A 21471-nucleotide genomic window follows, 5' to 3' on the forward strand; every position below is an offset into this window, starting at 1 on the left:
GACTAGATAGTCAGTTTTTTTGAATATAAAACTGCGGGCTATTCTACTGCAAAGTGCCCCCATAAAGTCAATTCAAATGTGTGTTTGAATTGACTAAAGTCGTAAAAAAGTAACCGTTTAGTACAAAATTTAGCCGCAACTCTTTAAAATCGCACGAAAATTGTAATTCATAAACTTCAACTATATAATCAGTCTGATTTACATTTATTTCCTACTGCATAGCTGTGCAATAAGTTTAATAAGTGTAGTCTATTTGGGGGGTTGCTCATCTAACAAATTCATGGGTAACAATAAAAAAAAGTTGAAGGCTCTAAGAGCTCTTTAGGCATCAATCGTGAAAAAAGAACGTCCTGTAAACCTAGACCTGACTACAATTAAGATGCACCCAGCAGCAAATGCTTCAATATTACACCGTATTTCTGGTGTGATTATGGTGTTTGCTATCGGTATTTTATTGTGGACACTTTCATTATCATTATCCTCTGCTGAAGGATTCGCTCAAGTTCAAGCTATGCTTGATGGCGTTTTCTTTAAACTCATTATGTTAGGTATTTCCTCAGCGCTTATTTATCATTTACTTGGCGGTATCCGTCATCTATTAATGGATCTTGGCCACTTTGAAGAAAAAGCCTCAGGTAACGCTAGCGCGAAAATTATTATTGCGTTATGGGTTATTTTGACCGCAGTAGTAGGAGTTTGGTTATGGTAAATAATGTTGCAACTGTAGGCCGAAGCGGCGTACATGATTTTATTTTATTAAGAGCAAGTGCAGTGGTTTTAGCAGCTTACGTGCTGTTTATCGCTGGTTTTTTCATTTGTACACCAGAAGTCACTTATGACGTATGGCAAGGTTTGTTCGCTAACCTTGGTATGAAGGTGTTTACACTTGTTTCTTTATTTGCATTGTTAGCACACGCTTGGATAGGTATTTGGCAAGTATTGTCAGATTACATTAAGCCAGCGTTCTTACGTGGTGCATTGCAATTTTTCTTCTCTGTAACTTTGCTTGCTTATTTAGCGGCAGGTTTCCTAATTGTGTGGGGTGTTTAAGTGAGCGTTCCAGTTCGTGAATTTGACGCCATCGTAATTGGCGCCGGCGGTGCGGGTATGCGCGCTGCATTAGCAATTTCTGAGTCAGGGCAGTCTTGTGCGTTGATCTCAAAAGTATTTCCAACTCGTTCACATACAGTTTCTGCCCAAGGTGGTATTACTGTAGCGCTAGGTAATGCGCATGAAGACAACTGGGAATACCACATGTATGACACCGTAAAAGGCTCTGACTTTATCGGTGACCAAGATGCTATCGAGTACATGTGTAAAACAGGTCCTGAAGCAATTATCGAATTAGAGAAAATGGGCTTACCTTTCTCTCGTTTTGAAAATGGTAAAGTTTATCAGCGTCCATTTGGTGGTCAGTCTAAAAACTTTGGTGGTGAACAAGCGGCTCGTACCGCTGCAGCAGCTGACCGTACAGGTCACGCGTTACTACACTGTTTATACCAACAAAACGTTAAAAACAAAACCAATGTATTCTCTGAGTGGTATGCACTTGATTTAGTTAAAAATGACGACGGTCATGTAGTTGGCTGTACGGCAATTTGTATTGAAACAGGTGAAGTATGCTACTTTAAAGCTCGCGCAACAGTACTTGCTACTGGTGGTGCTGGCCGTATTTTCGCTTCTACAACTAACGCTCATATTAATACTGGTGACGGTGTTGGTATGTCACTTCGTGCTGGCATTCAAATGCAAGACATGGAAATGTGGCAGTTCCACCCGACAGGTATTGCTGGTGCTGGTGTACTCGTAACAGAAGGCTGTCGTGGTGAAGGTGGTTACCTACTAAATAAAGATGGTGAGCGCTTTATGGAACGTTATGCGCCTAACGCTAAAGACTTAGCAGGTCGTGACGTTGTAGCTCGTTCAATGATGACTGAAATTCGTGAAGGTCGTGGTTGTGACGGTCCATGGGGTCCACATATCAAACTTAAACTAGATCATTTAGGCCGTGAAACGTTAAACCAACGTTTACCAGGCGTTTGTGATTTATCGAAAACATTTGCTCACGTAGATCCAGCAGAAGAGCCAATTCCAGTTATTCCTACTTGTCACTACCAAATGGGTGGTGTGCCTTGTAATGTTAACGGTCAGGCTATTTCTATCGATGCAAACGGTAATGAAACAATTGTTGAAGGTTTATTCGCAGTTGGTGAAATCGCGTGTGTATCAGTACACGGCGCTAACCGCCTTGGCGGTAACTCACTACTAGACTTGGTAGTATTTGGCCGTGCAGCAGGTAACTTCTTAGGAACTTACTTAAGCGAAACTGAAAACGGTAAAGATGCAACTGATTCTGATCTAGAAGCAGCGCTAGCGCGTTATAACCGTTGGGAATCGTCAACTGGCGGTGAAGACCCAGTACAAATTCGTAAAGACCTACAGCAATGTATGCAGATGAACTTCTCGGTATTCCGTGAAGGTGAAGCAATGGCGCAAGGTATGAAAGAATTAACTGAAATTCGTGAACGTTTACAACATGCACGTCTTGATGATAAGTCTTCAGAATTTAATACCCAGCGTATTGAGTGTTTAGAATTAGACAACTTAATGGAAACAGCATTCTGCTCTGCGAAAGCGGCAAACTTCCGTACTGAGTCTCGTGGCGCACATGCTCGTGAAGACTTCCAAGAGCGTGATGATGAAAACTGGTTATGTCACTCAATTTACACGCCTAGCACAGAAGAAATGACTAAGCGTAGTGTAAATATGACCCCTGTTCATCGTGAAGCTTTCCCACCGAAAGTTAGAACGTACTAAGGAGCACTGCGATGAAACAAATTTTTTCAATTTACCGTTATAACCCAGATGTGGATAATGCTCCTTACATGAAGGACTATGAGCTGGATATTCCAGACGGTTCAGACATGATGGTGCTAGATGCGTTAATTTTGTTAAAAGAGCAAGATCCAACGTTATCTTTCCGTCGTTCGTGTCGTGAAGGTGTTTGTGGCTCTGATGGCTTAAACATGAATGGTAAAAATGGTTTAGCGTGTATTACGCCGCTTTCTGCCGTGAAAGCTTCGAAAATCGTGCTACGTCCATTACCTGGTTTACCGGTAGTTCGTGACTTAATTATCGATATGACGCAATTCTACAGTCAATACGAAAAAATTAAGCCGTTCTTAATTAACGATGGTAAAAACCAGCCAGCGCGTGAGCATTTACAATCTATCGAAGAGCGTGAAAAGCTTGATGGCTTATATGAGTGTATTTTATGTGCATGTTGTTCAACATCATGTCCATCATTCTGGTGGAACCCTGATAAATTTATCGGGCCAGCAGGTTTATTACACGCATATCGTTTCTTAATTGATAGTCGTGATACCGCTACGGAAGAGCGTTTAGATGACTTACAAGATGCTTACAGCGTATTCCGTTGTCATGGCATCATGAACTGTGTTGATGTTTGTCCAAAAGGATTAAACCCAACAAAAGCCATTGGCCATATCAAGTCAATGCTTTTAAAAAGAGCCGTTTAATCAGCTGGGGTGGGGCGTTTGCTCCACCCTGATTAAACACATTTATTGGTTGCTTTTACCCTGTAAAGGAACAGCTAATGCCCGAAGGTGTAATGAAGGCTTGGTTAGAGTCTTCCCATTTAAGTGGTGCTAATACTGCTTATATTGAAGAACTGTATGAATCGTACTTAGAAAACTCGCAATCTGTGTCAGCAGAATGGCGTAGTGTTTTCGAATCCCTACCAAAAATTGAAGGTGCTGATGTTGAATATAAACATTCAGCTATTCGTGAAGAATTTAGAGAATTAGCCAAGCAGCCTGCTCGCAATGTGGTTGTTTCGGGTGGTTCTGATGCAAAACAAGTAAGAGTTTTGCAGTTAATCAATGCTTTCCGTTTTCGTGGTCACCAAAATGCCAGTTTAGATCCATTAGGCATTTGGCAACGTGAGCGCGTTCGTGATTTGCAATTATCTCATCATGACCTGTCAGAAAACGACTTTGATAAAGAGTTTAACGTTGGTTCATTCGCTTCTGGCCAAGAATCAATGAAATTAGGTGATTTATATAAAGCATTAAGAAAAACCTATTGTGGTTCTATTGGTGCAGAATATATGCACATTACATCTACCGAAGAAAAACGTTGGTTACAACAACGTTTAGAAGGTGTGCAATCACAAGGGCAGTTTAGTAAAGAGCAAAAGCAAGAAATTCTTAAAGGCTTAATTGCCGCTGACGGTTTAGAAAAATACCTAGGTGCTAAGTTTCCTGGTGCTAAACGCTTCTCATTAGAAGGCGGTGATGCGCTTATTCCAATGATGAAAGAAATTATCACGCGTGCTGGTTCTTATGGCACCAAAGAAGTGGTAATAGGAATGGCACACCGTGGTCGTTTAAATGTTCTAGTTAACGTCATGGGTAAAAACCCAGCGAAATTATTTGATGAATTTGCCGGTAAAACTGATGGCGTATTAGGCTCGGGTGACGTTAAATATCACCAAGGTTACTCGTCTGACTTTATCACCCCAGGTGGTAATGTTCATTTAGCGTTAGCGTTTAACCCGTCGCATCTTGAAATCGTAAACCCTGTGGTTATGGGCTCAGTACGCGCACGTTTAGACCGACGTGAATGTAGCCAAGGCGATTTAGTATTACCAATTACTATTCACGGTGACTCAGCAATTGCCGGTCAAGGTGTAGTACAAGAAACCTTTAATATGTCGCAAGCACGTGGCTTTAAGGTCGGTGGTTCTATTCGTATCGTGGTTAATAACCAAGTTGGTTTTACCACGTCGAAACAACAAGATACGCGCAGTGGTGAATACTGTACTGATATCGCTAAAATGGTGCAGGCGCCAATTCTGCATGTAAATTCAGATGATCCTGAAGCGGTAATTTTAGCAACACAAATTGCAGTTGATTATAGAAATACCTTTAAGCGTGATGTGGTTATTGATTTAGTTTGTTATCGCCGTCATGGTCATAACGAAGCGGATGAGCCAAATGCAACACAGCCGCTGATGTATCAAAAAATTAAAAAGCATCCAGCACCTCGTGAAATTTATGCCAATAAATTAGCGACCGAAGGCTCATTATCAGAAGCTGACAGCAAGCAATTAGCTGATACCTATCGTAAATTACTTGATGAAGGTCAATGTACGGTAGAGCAATGGCAGCCAATGACAGGGCATTCTGTTGATTGGACACCATATTTAGGTCATGAGTGGGATGATGCATATAACGGCAGCATGCCTGTTGATAAGCTAAAAGCCTTAGCCGAGTCAATTTCAACATACCCAGAAGATCACCCTGTACATTCTCGTGTGAAGAAAATATACGATGATCGGAAGAAAATGGCGTCTGGCGAGAAGTTATTAGACTGGGGCTTTGCTGAAAACTTAGCCTATGCCACAGTAGTTGATGCAGGTAAGCGAGTTCGTATTACAGGTCAAGATGCTGGTCGTGGTACCTTCTTCCACCGTCATGCGGTGTTACATAACCAAAAAGATGCGTCAACCTATACGCCACTACAAAATGTTCGTGAAGGCCAAGGTCCTTTTGATATTTACGACTCAGTATTATCTGAAGTATCTGTAGTTGCTTTTGAGTACGGTTATACAACGGCTGAACCAGCCGGTTTAACCATTTGGGAAGCACAATTTGGTGATTTCGCTAACTGTGCGCAAGTGGTGTTTGATCAGTTCATTTCATCAGGTGAGCAAAAGTGGGGTCGTTTATGTGGCTTAACTATGCTGTTACCTCATGGTTATGAAGGTCAAGGTCCTGAGCATTCATCGGCTCGTTTAGAACGTTACCTACAATTATGTGCGGATCACAATATGCAAGTATGTGTGCCGTCAACGCCTGCGCAAGTATTTAATATGCTTCGTCGTCAAGTTGTTCGCCCTATGCGTCGCCCATTAATTGTAATGTCACCTAAATCATTATTACGTCATCCATTAGCGGTATCTTCTTTAGAAGAGCTAGCTGAAGGCGTATACCACAATGTTATTGGTGAAGTTGACGATATTAAACCAGCAGACGTTGAACGCGTTGTTTTCTGTAGCGGTAAAGTGTATTACGAGCTACTTGATCAACGTCGTAAAAACGAGCAAAAAAATGTCGCGATTATCCGCGTAGAACAGCTTTATCCGTTCCCAGAAAAAGAACTTGCTGCTGAGTTAGAAAAATACAGCCACGTGAAGCAATTTGTCTGGTGTCAGGAAGAACCGCAAAACCAAGGTGCATGGTATTGTTCACAGCATCATTTCAGAGCGGCAATCCCTGAAGGAACTTATTTGACGTATGCCGGCCGTAAAGCATCAGCTGCTCCTGCGGTAGGTTATATGTCAGTCCATGTAAAAGAACAGCAAGCGCTAGTCAATGATGCGCTTAACGTCGAATAACACATTATTGATTAAGAGTTTGTGAGTAAGGAATAAATTAATGACAACCGAAATTAAGGTTCCCGTTTTACCAGAATCAGTTGCAGATGCAACGGTTGCAACTTGGCACGTACAAGTCGGTGACACTGTCACTCGTGATCAAGTGTTAGTAGATATTGAAACTGATAAAGTAGTGTTAGAAGTACCAGCAACATCTGACGGCGTAATTACTGAAATTCGCCAAGAAGAAGGTGCGACGGTACTAGGTGAACAAGTTATCGCTATTCTTTCAGAAGGTGCAGCAGCGCCAGCTCCAGCTGCTGATAAAGCGCCAGCAGAAGCTCCAGCCGCAGCTAGCGGTAAAGTAATTGATATTTTAGTACCAGTACTTCCAGAGTCGGTTGCTGATGCAACAGTAGCGACTTGGCACGTAGCTGAAGGTGAAGCAGTATCACGCGATCAACAATTAGTTGATATTGAAACTGATAAAGTTGTACTAGAAGTTGTTGCCCAAGAAGACGGCGTGTTAGGCAAAATTATTCACGCTGAAGGTGAAACGGTATTAGGCAACCAAAAAATTGGTGAATTAAATGCCGGTGCTAGCGCATCAGCAGCACCTGCAGCAAGTGCACCAGCTGAAGAGTCAGCGTCTGGCGACGATGTTGCAAGCCCATCAGTTCGTCGTTTAATGACCGAAAAAGGCTTATCTGCAAGTGACGTTACTGGCACCGGCAAAGGTGGTCGCATTACTAAAGAAGATGTTGAAGCAGCAGTAAACAAAGCGAAAGCGCCAGCAGCTCCTGCTGCAGCGGCAGCAAGTGTTGCAGCAACCGCAGCATTAGGTGAGCGTACGCAAAAACGTGTTCCTATGACCCGTTTACGTAAAACAATTGCTAACCGTTTATTAGAAGCGAAAAACTCAACGGCAATGTTAACCACATTTAACGAAGTTAACATGAAGCCAATCATGGATTTACGCGCACAATATAAAGATGTATTTGAGAAAACTCACGATACACGTTTAGGCTTTATGTCGTTCTACGTTAAAGCGGTTACTGAAGCATTAAAACGCTTCCCAGCAGTAAATGCTTCTATTGACGGTGATGACATTGTTTATCACAACTTCTTTGATATCTCGATTGCGGTTTCTACGCCTCGCGGTCTAGTAACTCCGGTATTACGTGATGCTGATCAATTAAGCATGGCGGGTATTGAAAAGGGTATTAAAGATTTAGCGATTAAAGGTCGTGATGGCAAATTAACCATGGACGATATGCAAGGTGGTAATTTCACTATTACTAACGGTGGCGTATTCGGTTCATTACTTTCTACGCCTATCATCAACTTACCGCAAACTGCGATCTTAGGTATGCACAAAATCCAAGATCGTCCAATGGCGGTTGATGGTAAAGTAGAAATCTTGCCAATGATGTACTTAGCATTATCTTATGACCACCGTTTAATCGATGGTAAAGAGTCAGTTGGTTTCTTAGTAACAATTAAAGAGTTACTAGAAGACCCAACGCGTCTGCTTTTAGATATTTAATTACTAAGCATAGTTATTCAGCTTAGTTACTAAATATTATTTAGATCGAGACTATAGTATTAGCTCTAAGGACTACCGTCCTTAGAGCTTTTGTACTATAATCGGTCGACTTTTCACGGTGGTGGCTTGAAGACCAAGGCGCTACCATAATCATTCACAAGTAAATGGATAAAACACCATGAATTTGCATGAGTATCAAGCGAAGCAATTATTCGCTGAATATGGTTTACCAGTTTCTGAAGGTTTCGCTTGCGATACCCCTCAAGAAGCTGCTGAAGCTGCTGACAAAATTGGCGGCGATATGTGGGTTGTCAAGGCACAGGTTCATGCCGGTGGCCGTGGTAAAGCTGGCGGTGTTAAGCTAGTTAAATCTAAAGAAGAAATCAAAGAATTCGCACAACACTGGTTAGGTAAAAACTTAGTTACTTATCAAACAGATGCGAATGGTCAGCCAGTTGCTAAAATCTTAGTAGAAAGCTGCACAGACATCGCTAACGAACTATATTTAGGTGCGGTTGTTGACCGTGGTACACGTCGCGTTGTATTCATGGCGTCTACTGAAGGCGGTGTTGACATCGAAACAGTAGCGGAAGAAACTCCTCATTTAATTCACAAAGCGGCGATCGACCCATTAGTAGGTCCTCAAGCTTACCAAGCACGTGAATTAGGTTTCAAATTAGGTTTAAACCCTACACAAATGAAGCAATTCGTGAAGATCTTCTTAGGTCTTGGCAACATGTTCATCGATCACGATTTCGCGTTATTAGAAATCAACCCATTAGTTATCACTGAAGCGGGTAACTTACACTGTCTAGACGGCAAAATCGGTGTTGACTCAAACGCGTTATACCGTCAACCAAAAATCCGCGCGATGCACGATCCATCTCAAGAAGATGAGCGTGAAGCACATGCTGCACAGTGGGAATTAAACTACGTAGCATTAGACGGTAACGTAGGTTGTATGGTTAACGGTGCTGGCCTTGCAATGGGTACGATGGACATCGTTAACTTACACGGCGGCAAGCCAGCTAACTTCCTTGATGTTGGTGGTGGGGCAACTAAAGAGCGAGTATCAGAAGCATTCAAAATCATTCTTTCTGATGACAACGTAAAAGCGGTATTAGTTAACATCTTTGGTGGTATCGTTCGTTGTGACATGATCGCTGAAGGTATCATTGGTGCCGTTAAAGAAGTAGGTGTTGAAGTACCAGTAGTTGTGCGTTTAGAAGGTACTAACGCTGAAGCTGGTCGTGAAGTATTAGCTAACTCTGGCTTAGCAATCATCGCTGCTGAATCTTTAACTGACGCTGCAACTAAAGTTGTTGCTGCTGCGGAGGGCAAATAATGTCTGTATTAATTAACAAAGATACTAAAGTTATCTGTCAAGGTTTCACTGGTGGTCAAGGTACTTTCCACTCAGAGCAAGCTATTGCATACGGTACGCAAATGGTTGGTGGTGTATCACCAGGTAAAGGCGGCCAAGAGCACTTAGGTCTTCCAGTATTTAACACTGTACGTGAAGCTGTAGAAGCAACTGGTGCAACTGCAACAGTAATCTACGTACCAGCGCCATTCTGTAAAGACGCTATTTTAGAAGCAATCGATGCTGGTATCGAGTTAATCGTAACGATTACTGAGGGTATCCCTACGCTTGATATGCTTGACGTTAAAGTGAAGCTTGAAGAAACTGGCGTTCGCATGATTGGTCCTAACTGTCCAGGTGTTATCACTCCGGGCGAAACTAAGATCGGTATCATGCCAGGTCACATTCACAAGCCAGGTAAAGTAGGTATCGTATCTCGTTCAGGTACATTAACTTACGAAGCAGTTAAACAAACAACTGACGCTGGTTTCGGTCAATCAACATGTGTTGGTATCGGTGGTGATCCAATCCCTGGTACTAACTTCATTGACGTGTTAGAAATGTTCGAAAACGACCCACAAACTGAAGCAATCGTAATGATTGGTGAAATTGGTGGTACAGCAGAAGAAGAAGCAGCTGAGTACATTAAAGCAAATGTTACTAAGCCTGTAGTTTCTTACATCGCTGGTGTTACTGCTCCTCCAGGTAAGCGTATGGGTCACGCTGGTGCGATCATCGCTGGTGGTAAAGGTACAGCTGATGAGAAATTCGCAGCATTAGAAGCGGCTGGTGTTAAGACTGTTCGTTCTTTAGCGGATATCGGTGTAGCGCTTAAAGAGAAAGCGGGTTGGTAAGCTAACCGCCTTGCGACGTTAAGTCGTCATTCCGTACTTGATACGGAATCTCAAGATTTGAAAAACCCGCCTTTAGGCGGGTTTTTTGTGTTATAAATTTGAGGAAACACTCACGCTAGGGATATTAGGAAAATGGATGCTATTAAGCTTTTGGAGAATATTCAAACTAGTGAAATAATAGTCGAAGCTCTTGAAGTTGATTATAAAAATCGACCTTTATATGTTCTTAACCCTATTTTAGATATAACTTTTTCTGTTAATCGTTGCGATGGAGGAGACTACGAACGGGTTGTACTAGATAAAAATTTGCTTTGGCATTGGGAACACAACGAACATTATCCAGAATATTATGTAGCTCAACATTGGAGAGATAATTATCCAGAATGTCTTAACTGGTGGCACAGTGGTCCGCCATCAGATTATCATGGTTGGATTAGTGATGAATGTCCCATTTATGGCAAAGATGTTAACTCTCTGTGCTGGTATAAACATTACAGTTCATTTTTTCGACTCTTGGCTGACAATCAAATCTATGCAGAAAAAGTTATCAAAGAAGGAGCTATTTTTATTAATGGGCAGAAAGCTATGTCCTATGAATTGAAAGCATTTGTTAATAATGATGTTAAACAGTTTTCGCCAAGTAAAATTATTTGTTGTGAGACTTTATCTCGACCTGAACGTGTAAGAAAAGGTTATAAGCACTGGTTAAATGTTGGAACTGAAGAAAGTAACCCATTAATCAAAGTTTACTACCCATTGAATGCGGATAAGGATATTAAAGTTCTTACTAGCTTTAAAGGACAAGATAAATATTTTAACTGGTATCATGGGCGGTTGGGACTTTTTTCTGAAATATATTCTTATTATCGTGATAAAACGCCACTTTTAGAATTTTGCTCTGATGAGTTTAAAAGGCTGGTATTTAAAATTTGTATAGATGTGGAGAAACATTACAAATTAATGGGTAAGAGTAAATAATTTCTTAAAATACTTTTAATCGTCGGTTTTATCTTTTTTTATTGTCGAGGGTGCTCGACGGCACCCAAGAGGACGGTTATAAAATACATCGATGTATTTTACCTTTCAGGCCATCTTCGACGTTCAAATTCGTTCCAGACGAATTTGTGCGCCGCTGTCCCCTTGGAATCCCATGGCGCTGCTCGCAATTGCTGTTCTTCATTCAATTGATTTAACTTCGATGTAACAGCAATGAACGCGCGTCCTGCGCTACATTGCTTTTGCCATCATCCGTGATGGCAATACATGGTTAAATCAATTTAATTCAGGCAGTTGCTAAAGCAGATTTATGCTTCGTTCGAGTGTGGAGTAGACTGGCGATTAATTTCGATGTACTTGATTTTTGGGGTACGTCATTCCGGCGCAGGCCGGAATCTCATAATAATTAGCCGAGGTTTTGGTTTAGCGGTAGGAGATCCCGTGTCGTAGAACGGGATGACGCAACTTTTCAGATATCTAAAAAGAAGTGAGCCTTGAATTTAACAGTTGCTAAAGTAGATTAATGCTTCGTTCGAGTTTGGTGTGGGCGGTGGCTGGTTTCTCTGTATGTTGTTTTTAGTAACGTCATTCCGGCGGAGGCCGGAATCTCATAATAATTAGCCGAGGTTTTGGTTTAGCGGTAGGAGAGCCCATGTCGTAGCACGGGATGACGTTACCCATCAAAGCTTAGTTTATAGAAAATAAAGTGAGCGTTGAATTCAACACCAGTTCCCATCTCAGCATCGAAAGTGAAATTTAGAAAGCGGGTTGGCGACGCGAGATTGGACATCGAGCGCTTGCGCTAAGGTAGGACGCCTTATCGCAAGGCATCGGCATAATCGCCTAAATTTCACTTGAGGATTTATGCTGAGCTGGGCGTCGGTGGGATTCCAAAGGGCGGCACGGCGATACGCCGCCCTTTGGGTGCTGCGGCCACCGCCGCAATCTAAAGTAACAAAAAGCCAAATCTGAAAGTATTTCCCCAAAAAAAGACACTACTATCCAAAATAGGAATTCAGTAAAATACTAACCACATAAACAATTCCTAAAGGCCAATCATGAAACGTGTTGTTTTATATATCACCGATAAATGCCCTCACTGTAAAGAAGCGCAAAAGTACCTTGACGATAACGGCATTCAATACCGATTAACCAATGCAAAAATGCAACGAGGCAGAAAAGAACTCGACGCTATTGGCGCGCGCTCAATACCGGTACTTAAAATTGGCAATGAGGTGATGATAGGCTGGAACTTGAAAAACTTTAAAAAACTATACGATTCGAAATAGCCTTGATTGGTTTTAACTACCTAATTTAGATGACGTTATGAAACGCTTACCAAGCCATTCGATAATAAAAACACTCAGTAGTTGCTTGTTGGCGCTGTGTTTACTGAGCAGTTGTGGCGGTGGAAATGGATCAACTGTAAGCGATTCGGATAACTCGAACAACAAAACGCTAACGGTAGAGCAATTGCTGAGTAAAGCGGTTGATGATGGGGTAAATGGCATTTTGGTTTATGCGCAAAAAGGTGACAGTGCAGCAACGGTTTATCATGCTGGTGTTGATGACAGAGTGCAGTAAACCCCGATAAACCCAGAGGCATTACTTAAAATTGCCAGTATTAGCAAACTGTTTATTGCCGTGAGCGTAGTCAAAGTACATCACCAAAATCTATTGTCGTTAGACGATAGCTTAGCATTTTGGTTACCAGAACTTAGCAGTCAAATTGCCAATGCCGAACAAATCACCATGCGGATGCTGGTGCAACATTGTAGCGGTATTACTGATTTTGATAGTCAGCAAGGTTTTAGCTGGGAAAATCCGCATACTGATATTGATGAAACATTAGTCTTTGCCCTTGATAAACCCGCTAATTTCTCGCCAAATGCCAAGTACGAATATTCCAATACCAACTATTTACTGCTAGCAAAAATACTCGCTAAAGCGCTGGGTTATGATCATGGCATTTTTATTAGAGAGCAGATTTTAGTGCCGCTAGAATTAACCAGTACCTATGTTTACCCGAATGAAATTGACTTATCGTTGTTGGCTAAAGGTTATTGGCATAATATCGAGCGCAGTGAGCAAGCTTACATGATCCCAGGTGGCGCTATGATATCAACCATTGATGATATTGGGAGATTTATTAGGGCGCTGAATAAAGGTGCATTATTAAGCGATGAAGAACGGGCGACGTACACACAGGTTTATAGCTTTGATCATTCAGGTTGGTTACCCGGCTATCAAAGTATTGCTCGTTATTATCAGGCGAAAGATTTGGTGCTTGTACAATTTGTTAATACCACGGGTGGTAGCAGTGAACAAATAGCTAGCGACACGTTTGCGGCTATTTATCAGCGTTTGTAGTTAGTTACTTTTACAGTTTAAAAGCCCTTAAAAAATATCCGCTTAAGGTTAAATTTATCCATTAGTTTATTCATTAATTCTAGGTCTGATACGCGATCATCTAACATTTCCATTTTTAGTTCATGGCTTACCAGCTTTTTATCTTGTACGCGATCTAAACCACCACTGGCGATAAAATTGCGGATACTCTGTAATTCGTCTTTATCTAACCAAATTCCGCAATGCAGACATGAATCAATCAATACGCCAGAGATGGATTTAAAATTACGTCTCGACATCATTTGCTGGCAATTGGCACAAGGTAGGTATGCTTCACTTTTAGGCAAGCCTGGTCGGCTAAATGCTGGATTACTGGTATCATCGCGATAAACATCAAACTCTGAAGTTAATACCGCAAATTCATCGGGCTGTAGCCACAAACCTTCACATTGCTCGCATTTATCTAGCTCATGGTTCCGATAGTGATGAATGGTTAAGGGGATTGCACAACGAGGACATTTTTTCGCGTTACCTTGCTTGGTGCTATTTTGTTGAATAACCGTCATGCTGCCATTGCATAGTGGGCAATGGCGCACTTTACCTTTTACCGTGTGCTGGCAAGCACTACATTGAGACTCAACCATAAAAATCCTTATTGGCAACTAGAACTATTAGTTTTCTACTATAGGGTATTTTGCTGGGGTGTTGCTAGAAAAGCATAAGGCGAGTTAATTTTTCGTCTTAAATAAAAACTCGACCGTAATTAGCTAGTTGCCAATTTAACTAAATTTAAGCTGAGACTAGTTAATAAAGCTATCGAATAATTGCGATTACTGCAGTAATCGCACTTAATGCTAGTATCCATTTGCGGGCAAGGTGTGCTTGAATTACTCCTTGCATTTTAGTCGATGTATAAAGCCCTAAAACAACGCCCGGGGCGGCCAAGCAAACAATCACTATGGTTTCTAAGGTAATTTGCCCAACAGCAATCAAGGTTACTATGGCTATAGCGTTTAGAAATAAGAAAAATGCGGTTAAGTTGGCAACAATATTTTTAATGTCGCCATGTTGGTAAAGCAACGCAATTGGTGGGCCACCAACTGCAGTTAATGTGCCCATTAAACCTGAAGCAAAACCGGCAATGGTATTAGTGAGTTTATTTACTTTAGGTTTAATTCCTAAAAGTGAAATTAATACGGCAATTAGAATTAAAATGCCAAAGCTGAGCTCAAATTGCTCTTTTGTTGCAATGGTTAATATAATACCGGCTAATATGACACCAACCAGCCCGCCTTTCATCGCCCATTTAATTTGATTGAACTGTAGATGACTTTTATCTCGAAGCATCATCAAAACGGTTAACAGCGACGACATTAAAATTAATGGCGCTGGGACTAAACTGGGGTTAATTAAAAACAATAGCGGTGCGCAAAACATACCAATGCCATAGCCAATAAGGCCTTGCAGCAAGCTGCCAAAAAATACAACAATATTGATAAGTAAAATGGTTACAAGGGTATATTCCAAAATTTGGCTCTTAGTATTTTTGCAAGAGATTTTTTGCTTCGTTTTACATTAACAATAAAAGAAACATTTGATTAAGCTGTATATTTTAACAATTCAATATAGCTTACTAAAGCGTTAAGTCTTTACTTTCAACAAATCTAGCTTATTGCTTGGCTACATTAGTTAGTTTCGTCTGTGACTGAGGTAGCAGGTTTCATTCTTTCCAGTCGTTGCTTAATAAACTCATTAACAGGCGGTTGATCTTCGCACTCAATTGTTCCCCCTAAAAGTCCACTAACGGTAGCAATACCTTTATTTACTGCGCTAGTGCATACAACGTTGATTTTCTTGACTATTTTCTCTTCATTGAATTGGCTTTTTGAAACGGGAATTTGCTGTTGTTGTGAAATTCGATTTTGATTAAAAGTTTCGGCGGCAATTACTTGATTTTGTGAAGCGATATTAGCGCGTAATTGCGACAAACTTTTATTGGCATCAATCGTTACTGGCGCTTGGCGTTCTTGGGTTGAAATTGGCTGAGCCGGAAGGTTATCAAAGGTGGTACTACTGGCGACTTCACGCTCCAGCGGCTTATCGGTGGTGTTTTCAGTTAATGGTTCTACTACTATATCGTTATGTACTAAGCGGGGCCCAGTATTATGACTATCAGTGGTTACTATTTGTGCTGGAGCCGGTGTTGGTGTGTTTTTGGTTGCACTATCGGCAACATCTAATTTTTCTTCTTTTATTGAGCTTTTTACTCGGTCGTTAGTAGGGGGTTGATACAAGTAACTGTTTACGACTTTCGTTTTTGTTTCTGTTTGGCTTTTAATATTAACTTTTTGAAAACTCAGTGCAATTAACAAAGCCAAATGAAGCATTATCGAAATGGTAATGGTATTTAAGTACTTAGCAGACACAAAGTTATATAAATTATAAGATCAGAGAAATTTATAGACTGTAAGTAACTTATTTGGTTCAAGTTTAATTGGGTTCAATTGTTTGTCGACCTGAATATTTACCTATGCCTAAATGAAAAAGTGATTAATCCAGCAAAATACGTTCAGTGGTAGCATAGCGATATCATTAAATTGTCTTAAATTTAAACTTGTTCATTTATAACTAGTTACAGTTAAGTGCTTGAAAACTGCTTGGCTAGGGCATATAACTAAGGTATCGGTAGTAGTACAAAGGCATTTGTTAAGGCATAAGCGTGTTCCGATTTATTTTTGCTAGTTTATTATTGTTATTGTCAGCAACTGTGTTTGCTGGCGGTGATGATTTTATTGGCGAAAATGCGCAAATTGCCAATATTAACGGCTATGCTGATATAACTGCCGATGAACTTGATAATGATGATACGTTTGATCTTGCCGTATTTAGTAGTCCGTTCGAGTTATCAAATCAGCCATTGGTTGTCGATGTTGTGCCAAGCAGCTCGAATAGCCAGCACCTTCGATTAACACCACATCAAAGAGCACCACCAACGGCAAATGTAATTTAACCCCATTTTTTTAATTACATTGATCCAGCAGAGGTTGCTATGAAAACACTAAATTTATTTGATATCGAACAAGTCGATCATATTATTTCGCCTGAAAAATTTATCCAAACTACATTAGACTCACCAGCTACAGACGTTTTTACTGATTTTAAAAATCATCGAGCACTGGTTATTGAAGGTAATACTTCTGCGGCAGTTGCTTTAGAGATGATGAAACAAGAACACGTAAAAATGAAAATTGTTATATCACCATCTGAAGAATTTCTTGGTGTTATTAGCACCAACGAGTTGACCGAGCGTCGCATTGTCAGTGAAGTGGCAAAAGGTACTTCGCGTAATGATGTGTTGGTAAGTGATTTAATGGTACCACGTGATGAGCTAAGAGCTTTTGAGTTTAAAGAGCTACATCATGCCAAAGTAAGTGAGGTAATACAGGCACTTAAAGATAATGGTTTAAGACATTGCTTGGTAATAGATCGTAGTTATCACCATATTCGTGGTGTTATATCTTCAAGTGATATTGCTCGTAAGTTACATTTACCTATTGAAATTGATTCGGTTGTGTCATTTAAGAAAATATTTGAGGTGGTACGCGGTTATCGCCATGCCAGCTAACATTATTAATTTTACAGATGGCTAATGGCTCAATTAAACCCAGATAATATTTCGGTATTATTTGGGTTTTTGTTTTTGGCGTTAATAGTTACAGGTAAGGTAGATATTTTAATTAAGCTGCAGTACCTAAAAATAAGCACCCAAAATATAAGTAACCAAAAAATAAGTAACCAAAAAGATAAGTACCCAAAAATAAGTAACCAAAGAGCGGCAACTAAAGCTGCAGTAACAAGTTAAATATCGATATACTATCGCTTTGTGACATAAATTAACGGTAGTTGTAATTACATGAATCCAATTATTGAATTACTTAAAGAACAAAATATCAGCCAAGAGCAAACGGCAGCAATATTTAAAGAGTTAACCGAAAATCCATTAATGGCGATGAATACTATAGCAAGTCTTGGTATTGCACCTGAAAAGTTGCAAGCGGTGATGATGCAGGTGATGACCAATCCGACATTAATTAAAGATGCGGTAGAAGAGCTTGGTTTAGACTTTTCAGCAGTTGAAAAAGCTAAACAGCAAATAGACCAGCAAAAATAACTAAAACAGTTATTGAGTTGTTATTAAAAAGCGAGCTTATGCTCGCTTTTTAATTCAACGCCCATGGTTGTAAAAATACCGATATAAAGTAGACGCACCTTAAGTCAAATTTAACTTACTTTAACTGACTTTATTTAGGCATTGCGCTAACCATTGCTTCATTTGCATAGGGTTTAATGCCCCTGAAATACGCTCAATCTCTTGCCCTTGGTGGAAAAATATTAGCGTTGGAATACTGCGAATATTAGCATTTGCTGAAATTTCTTGTGCTTGCTCGGTATTAAGTTTTGCAAAGCGAATAGCGGTGGTGCTGGCGGCAAGCTCGTTAAAGACCGGTGCCATAGTTTGGCAAGGGCCGCACCAACTCGCCCAAAAGTCTATGACAATAGGTAGGTCATTACGCTCAATAAATGGGTAAAAAGTATTGTTGGCCAAATTTATTGGCTGTGCTTGGTAAATAGCTTGTTTGCATTTACCACACTTTGCTTTTGTAAAGTCTTTATCTGCTGGAATTCTATTGGTGGTAAAACATTGGGAACAGGTGATATTCATAAGTGCTCTTGCAGTTTAATTTAAATTATTGATGATGCCGTATTGCGTTTTTAATTTAGTGTAATCTTCACTTTTTTGATAGCGGGCAAACGCTTGATTAAATAGCGGTACATATTCGTGGTTTTTAAAGGCAACATGATAATCTGACTGAGGAAATATTGTGTGTATGTTAACGGATGAATTATCTATGTCACTAGCATAGTGTGACAGGTAGTAGTTGAAAATATTAATGTCCATAATAATGACATCCACCCGTTTCTTAACCAACATATCAAGTTGTATTTTCTGATTAGCGACCTGAATATAATTAGGGCTATTTAACGCTGCCTGTGCAAATTCACCACCTAAGATATGATGTGCAGACTGAAATGTTGCTAACGAATAGCGGCTAAGATCTTTGATTGTGTTTATCTGCAGCTGGCGATCAGCCAGAGAAATCGCAACATTTTGATAAACGATATACACATCCGTTAATGCCTTTTTATCTTTAATTATGTTGCTATTGGCCGTTAAAATTGCATCAATTCCTTCTGTTCTTAGCATTTTTTCTGAACGCCCAAACGGTACAAAAATGTAGTTGGGCGAAGCATTCATCATATTTAGTACATTACGAACCAATTCTAATTCAAAGCCATTCTTTTGATTTTCAGCAACATAGGGCGGTTTTGCTAAGCCCACAACCACATCAAGCTCGGTTTGAGCATATACAACATGGCTAACTAATAAATATTGAAGTAAAAGCGTTGAAAGTTTGAATGAAATGTTTTTGAAGAAATCCATAATACCGCCGGATGCTGAGGTTTACTGTGCTTACAAAAGTTGTGCAGATTTAATGCTTTCGGCATAAATCAGCAAAGCTTTAGCTAACCGTAGGCCGAAACAAGGAGTTTATTTGTTGCGCCTTTACACCCTTATAATAACTTATTGTGTGGCCATTGCTAAATACACCTGAAAAATTCACAGTTATAAATAACGCGATTTAATGATTTTTTATAGTTAAAGTGGGCGGTTTAAAGGTTAAGTTGGCTGCGTAAGTAGATCAGCCAAGAACTTTGAAATCGTTTAATTTTATTAAATATTTATAATAAATATCATGTTATGAATTTATTTTGAAATATTTTTAATTGTCATAAACATGTAATAAAAATATGCTAACGCCATAAAGTGTAGCTTTGATAATATAATCCTACATTAAACTTAAAGGGTATGAATATGTTAAAAGCTATGCTAAATGCTAAGTTAAAAACATTAGTGACTGTGGTAGCCACTTTAAGTGTCAGTTTAGCGGCACAAGCGGCTAATAATGATATTTGGCAGTGTGTGGATGCTAAAACATTAAATGCTGAGCAACAATGTGTTGCTAGTACGTTAGAAAATAATGTTGATAACGCTGAGTTTTTTAAAGAGCTTGCCCACAAGGATTTTACAGCAGAGCGTCCAGTGTTTGCTACGGTTACTTTATATCAAGAGCGTCACTTAATTGAAGTCGTGGCACTAGAAAAAGCTGAAACGGCCGGATTAACGGCAAGTCGATAGCTTGGCGAGTCTTTAATCTGTTACAAATAAAAAGCGCTAATGTTGATTAGCGCTTTTTTAGTTTTAATAGTTTGTAAGTTTATTGCAAATTGGCCGTTAAATTCGGCAGCTAATTGGTGCATGTGATATCGCATCAATTTAACAATAATTTTGCTACTAGCATTGCTCCAGCGCAAATTATGCGAGTTCAATGATAGTCAAATAAAAATCAAATACGCTATAATTGCCAGCCAGTTTATTAATGCATGTTGTTAGCCCATGAAGTTTCCCGGTCGTCGCCAACATAAACACTATTTTCCTGTAGATAATAAAAACCCATTAACTAACCAAATTAATGTGCCTGACTTTTTGGTGAGAAATTACATTGTTGGGATTGATCAAATTCTTGTTGATATAGAAGCGAAGGTGGATCAAGCGTTTTTGGATGAATTTGATCTGCAACGGGGCATGTCGCAAGTCATTTCAGATGAAACCACGGAAAAGCTGTACCAGCGTATGAAAAGTGAGTCGTTAGTTAATTATGAATTTGCTGGCGGAACGATTGGCAATACCATGCATAACTATTCTGTTTTAGCTGATGATAGATCGGTTTTATTGGGGGTTATGTCTTCTAATATACAGGTTGGTGATTACGCCTATCGTTACTTAAGTAATACTTCATCTCGAGTCGATTTAAACTACCTACAACCCGTTGATGGGCCAATTGGTCGGTGCTTTACCTTAATTGATGAAACAGGAGAGCGTACATTTGGCATTAATGCCGGTTTAATTAACCAATTACACCCTTATTCAATTGATGAGTCTTTGATCAGCAATGCTTCTGCGTTAGTTATCAGCTCTTATTTGATGCGCACACAAGCTGGCGATACCATGACCGAGGCAACAATAAAAGCGGTTAAAGTAGCTAATGAAGCTGGCGTGCCAGTAGTGCTTACGCTTGGCACTAAACATTTAATTGAAAAAGAACCTGAGTTTTGGCGAAAGTTTGTGCAAAAGCACGTCAATGTGCTTACCATGAACGAAGAAGAGGCTGAGGCGATTACCGGTATTAGTGATCCATTGCAGGCCGCCGATAAGTGTTTAGATTGGGTTGATATGGTGATTTGTACTGCCGGGGCAGAAGGGCTTTATATGGCCGGCTATGTTGATGACGTATTTAAACGAGAAACAGAATATCCGTTATTATCAGGCGCTATCACTGACTTTAACCAGTATGAATATTCTCGCCCTATGTTGCTGAAAGATTGCCAACAACCATTGCGAATCTATACTCATACTGCGCCATATATGGGGGGGCCTGATAGTATAAAAAATACTAATGGTGCGGGTGATGCCGCGCTGGCTGCGGTATTACATGATTTAAGTGCCAATGTTTATCATAAACACAATGTCGCAAAATCCAGTAAACACCAACAACCGGCATTAACTTATTCATCGCTTTCTCAAATGAGTAAATATGCTAACCGTGTTAGCTACGAAGTGTTGATGCAGCATTCACCGCGATTATCACGTGGTTTGCCTGAGCGCGAAGACAGCTTAGAGGTTGCTTATTGGGCTAATTCTTAATTTTGTTTCAAAACTCAGATTTTCTAGAACAAGCGTTTTTAAAATCAAGAGTTTTTAAATTAAGAGTTTTCAATTTCTAGCGCTTAAATATCTAGCGTTAAAATATAGTTGCAGCTTAGTAGGCGTATTTTGAAAGGG

Annotated in this window: 23 protein-coding genes; 18 read left to right on the top strand and 5 right to left on the bottom strand. The window is 40.1% G+C overall.

The features are described 5' to 3' along the window. The first annotated feature begins 334 nt into the window (after positions 1 to 334). From sdhC to ACOB82_RS06875, 12 genes are all read left to right on the top strand, one after another. Positions 335 to 709 (top strand): succinate dehydrogenase, cytochrome b556 subunit, encoded by a 375-nt coding sequence (gene sdhC / locus ACOB82_RS06820; protein WP_448212215.1) that lies wholly within the window; start codon positions 335 to 337, stop codon positions 707 to 709. Continuing rightward, positions 703 to 1050 (top strand): succinate dehydrogenase, hydrophobic membrane anchor protein, encoded by a 348-nt coding sequence (sdhD, locus tag ACOB82_RS06825; RefSeq protein WP_448212216.1) that lies wholly within the window; start codon positions 703 to 705, stop codon positions 1048 to 1050. The genes sdhC and sdhD overlap by 7 nt, the downstream gene beginning before the upstream one ends. Then, positions 1051 to 2817, top strand: a complete 1767-nt coding sequence (sdhA, locus tag ACOB82_RS06830) for a succinate dehydrogenase flavoprotein subunit (RefSeq protein WP_448212217.1) — start codon at positions 1051 to 1053, stop codon at positions 2815 to 2817. It abuts the gene before it with no gap. Between the two features lie 11 nt (positions 2818 to 2828). Then, complete coding sequence (locus tag ACOB82_RS06835) at positions 2829 to 3539, top strand: succinate dehydrogenase iron-sulfur subunit (protein ID WP_448212218.1); 711 nt, start codon at positions 2829 to 2831, stop codon at positions 3537 to 3539. 77 nt (positions 3540 to 3616) lie between these two features. Then, entirely contained in the window at positions 3617 to 6421 is a 2805-nt protein-coding gene (locus ACOB82_RS06840; protein ID WP_448212219.1) for a 2-oxoglutarate dehydrogenase E1 component, read from the top strand. 40 nt (positions 6422 to 6461) lie between these two features. Then, positions 6462 to 7946: a 2-oxoglutarate dehydrogenase complex dihydrolipoyllysine-residue succinyltransferase gene (gene odhB, locus ACOB82_RS06845; RefSeq protein ID WP_448212220.1), complete on the top strand. Its 1485-nt coding sequence runs from the start codon at positions 6462 to 6464 to the stop codon at positions 7944 to 7946. Positions 7947 to 8124: 178 nt separating this feature from the next. Continuing rightward, a complete protein-coding gene (gene sucC / locus ACOB82_RS06850) occupies positions 8125 to 9291 on the top strand; it encodes an ADP-forming succinate--CoA ligase subunit beta (protein ID WP_448212221.1) in 1167 nt (388 codons plus the stop codon). Further along, complete coding sequence (sucD, locus tag ACOB82_RS06855; protein WP_448212222.1) at positions 9291 to 10163, top strand: succinate--CoA ligase subunit alpha; 873 nt, start codon at positions 9291 to 9293, stop codon at positions 10161 to 10163. The genes sucC and sucD overlap by 1 nt, the downstream gene beginning before the upstream one ends. 132 nt (positions 10164 to 10295) lie before the next feature. Continuing rightward, on the top strand, positions 10296 to 11141 hold the full coding sequence (locus ACOB82_RS06860) for a hypothetical protein (RefSeq protein ID WP_448212223.1): 846 nt from the start codon (positions 10296 to 10298) through the stop codon (positions 11139 to 11141). A 1076-nt stretch (positions 11142 to 12217) separates the two neighbouring features. Continuing rightward, the gene (locus ACOB82_RS06865) at positions 12218 to 12448 is read left to right on the top strand and encodes a glutaredoxin family protein (protein WP_448212224.1); all 231 of its coding nucleotides are present in this window, start codon (positions 12218 to 12220) and stop codon (positions 12446 to 12448) included. A 37-nt stretch (positions 12449 to 12485) separates the two neighbouring features. Then, the gene (locus ACOB82_RS06870) at positions 12486 to 12743 is read left to right on the top strand and encodes a hypothetical protein (protein ID WP_448212225.1); all 258 of its coding nucleotides are present in this window, start codon (positions 12486 to 12488) and stop codon (positions 12741 to 12743) included. Positions 12744 to 12749: 6 nt separating this feature from the next. After that, a complete protein-coding gene (locus ACOB82_RS06875; RefSeq protein ID WP_448212285.1) occupies positions 12750 to 13529 on the top strand; it encodes a serine hydrolase domain-containing protein in 780 nt (259 codons plus the stop codon). Between the two features lie 17 nt (positions 13530 to 13546). Here ACOB82_RS06875 and ACOB82_RS06880 read toward each other — a convergent pair whose 3' ends face one another. From ACOB82_RS06880 to ACOB82_RS06890, 3 genes are all read right to left on the bottom strand, one after another. Further along, a complete protein-coding gene (locus tag ACOB82_RS06880; RefSeq protein WP_448212226.1) occupies positions 13547 to 14152 on the bottom strand; it encodes a zf-TFIIB domain-containing protein in 606 nt (201 codons plus the stop codon). A 169-nt stretch (positions 14153 to 14321) separates the two neighbouring features. Further along, positions 14322 to 15035: a sulfite exporter TauE/SafE family protein gene (locus ACOB82_RS06885; protein WP_448212227.1), complete on the bottom strand. Its 714-nt coding sequence runs from the start codon at positions 15033 to 15035 to the stop codon at positions 14322 to 14324. A gap of 158 nt (positions 15036 to 15193) precedes the next feature. Beyond that, the gene (locus ACOB82_RS06890; protein WP_448212228.1) at positions 15194 to 15934 is read right to left on the bottom strand and encodes a hypothetical protein; all 741 of its coding nucleotides are present in this window, start codon (positions 15932 to 15934) and stop codon (positions 15194 to 15196) included. Between the two features lie 293 nt (positions 15935 to 16227). On the opposite strand from ACOB82_RS06890, the gene ACOB82_RS06895 reads away from it, so the two are divergent. From ACOB82_RS06895 to ACOB82_RS06910, 4 genes are read left to right on the top strand one after another with little or no spacing between them, the layout of a single operon-like run. Further along, positions 16228 to 16518 carry a hypothetical protein gene (locus tag ACOB82_RS06895; RefSeq protein WP_448212229.1) on the top strand — a complete coding sequence of 97 codons (291 nt, stop codon included), beginning with the start codon at positions 16228 to 16230 and terminating at the stop codon, positions 16516 to 16518. A gap of 39 nt (positions 16519 to 16557) precedes the next feature. Beyond that, the gene (locus tag ACOB82_RS06900) at positions 16558 to 17133 is read left to right on the top strand and encodes a CBS domain-containing protein (protein WP_448212230.1); all 576 of its coding nucleotides are present in this window, start codon (positions 16558 to 16560) and stop codon (positions 17131 to 17133) included. 24 nt (positions 17134 to 17157) lie between these two features. Next, on the top strand, positions 17158 to 17370 hold the full coding sequence (locus ACOB82_RS06905) for a hypothetical protein (protein WP_448212231.1): 213 nt from the start codon (positions 17158 to 17160) through the stop codon (positions 17368 to 17370). 51 nt (positions 17371 to 17421) lie between these two features. Then, positions 17422 to 17679: a DUF2999 family protein gene (locus tag ACOB82_RS06910; RefSeq protein ID WP_448212232.1), complete on the top strand. Its 258-nt coding sequence runs from the start codon at positions 17422 to 17424 to the stop codon at positions 17677 to 17679. Positions 17680 to 17799: 120 nt separating this feature from the next. Here ACOB82_RS06910 and trxC read toward each other — a convergent pair whose 3' ends face one another. Together trxC and ACOB82_RS06920 are read right to left on the bottom strand one after the other, a co-directional pair. Further along, on the bottom strand, positions 17800 to 18231 hold the full coding sequence (trxC, locus tag ACOB82_RS06915) for a thioredoxin TrxC (protein ID WP_448212233.1): 432 nt from the start codon (positions 18229 to 18231) through the stop codon (positions 17800 to 17802). 15 nt (positions 18232 to 18246) lie between these two features. After that, positions 18247 to 19011 (bottom strand): substrate-binding periplasmic protein, encoded by a 765-nt coding sequence (locus ACOB82_RS06920; protein WP_448212234.1) that lies wholly within the window; start codon positions 19009 to 19011, stop codon positions 18247 to 18249. 432 nt (positions 19012 to 19443) lie between these two features. Here ACOB82_RS06920 and ACOB82_RS06925 point away from each other — a divergent pair, with 432 nt between their 5' ends. Beyond that, positions 19444 to 19767: a hypothetical protein gene (locus ACOB82_RS06925; protein WP_448212235.1), complete on the top strand. Its 324-nt coding sequence runs from the start codon at positions 19444 to 19446 to the stop codon at positions 19765 to 19767. A 258-nt stretch (positions 19768 to 20025) separates the two neighbouring features. Next, a complete protein-coding gene (locus ACOB82_RS06930) occupies positions 20026 to 21333 on the top strand; it encodes an inosine/guanosine kinase (protein ID WP_448212236.1) in 1308 nt (435 codons plus the stop codon). The last annotated feature ends 138 nt before the right edge of the window (positions 21334 to 21471 follow it).

It is taken from the genome of Colwellia sp. MEBiC06753 (assembly GCF_053470325.1).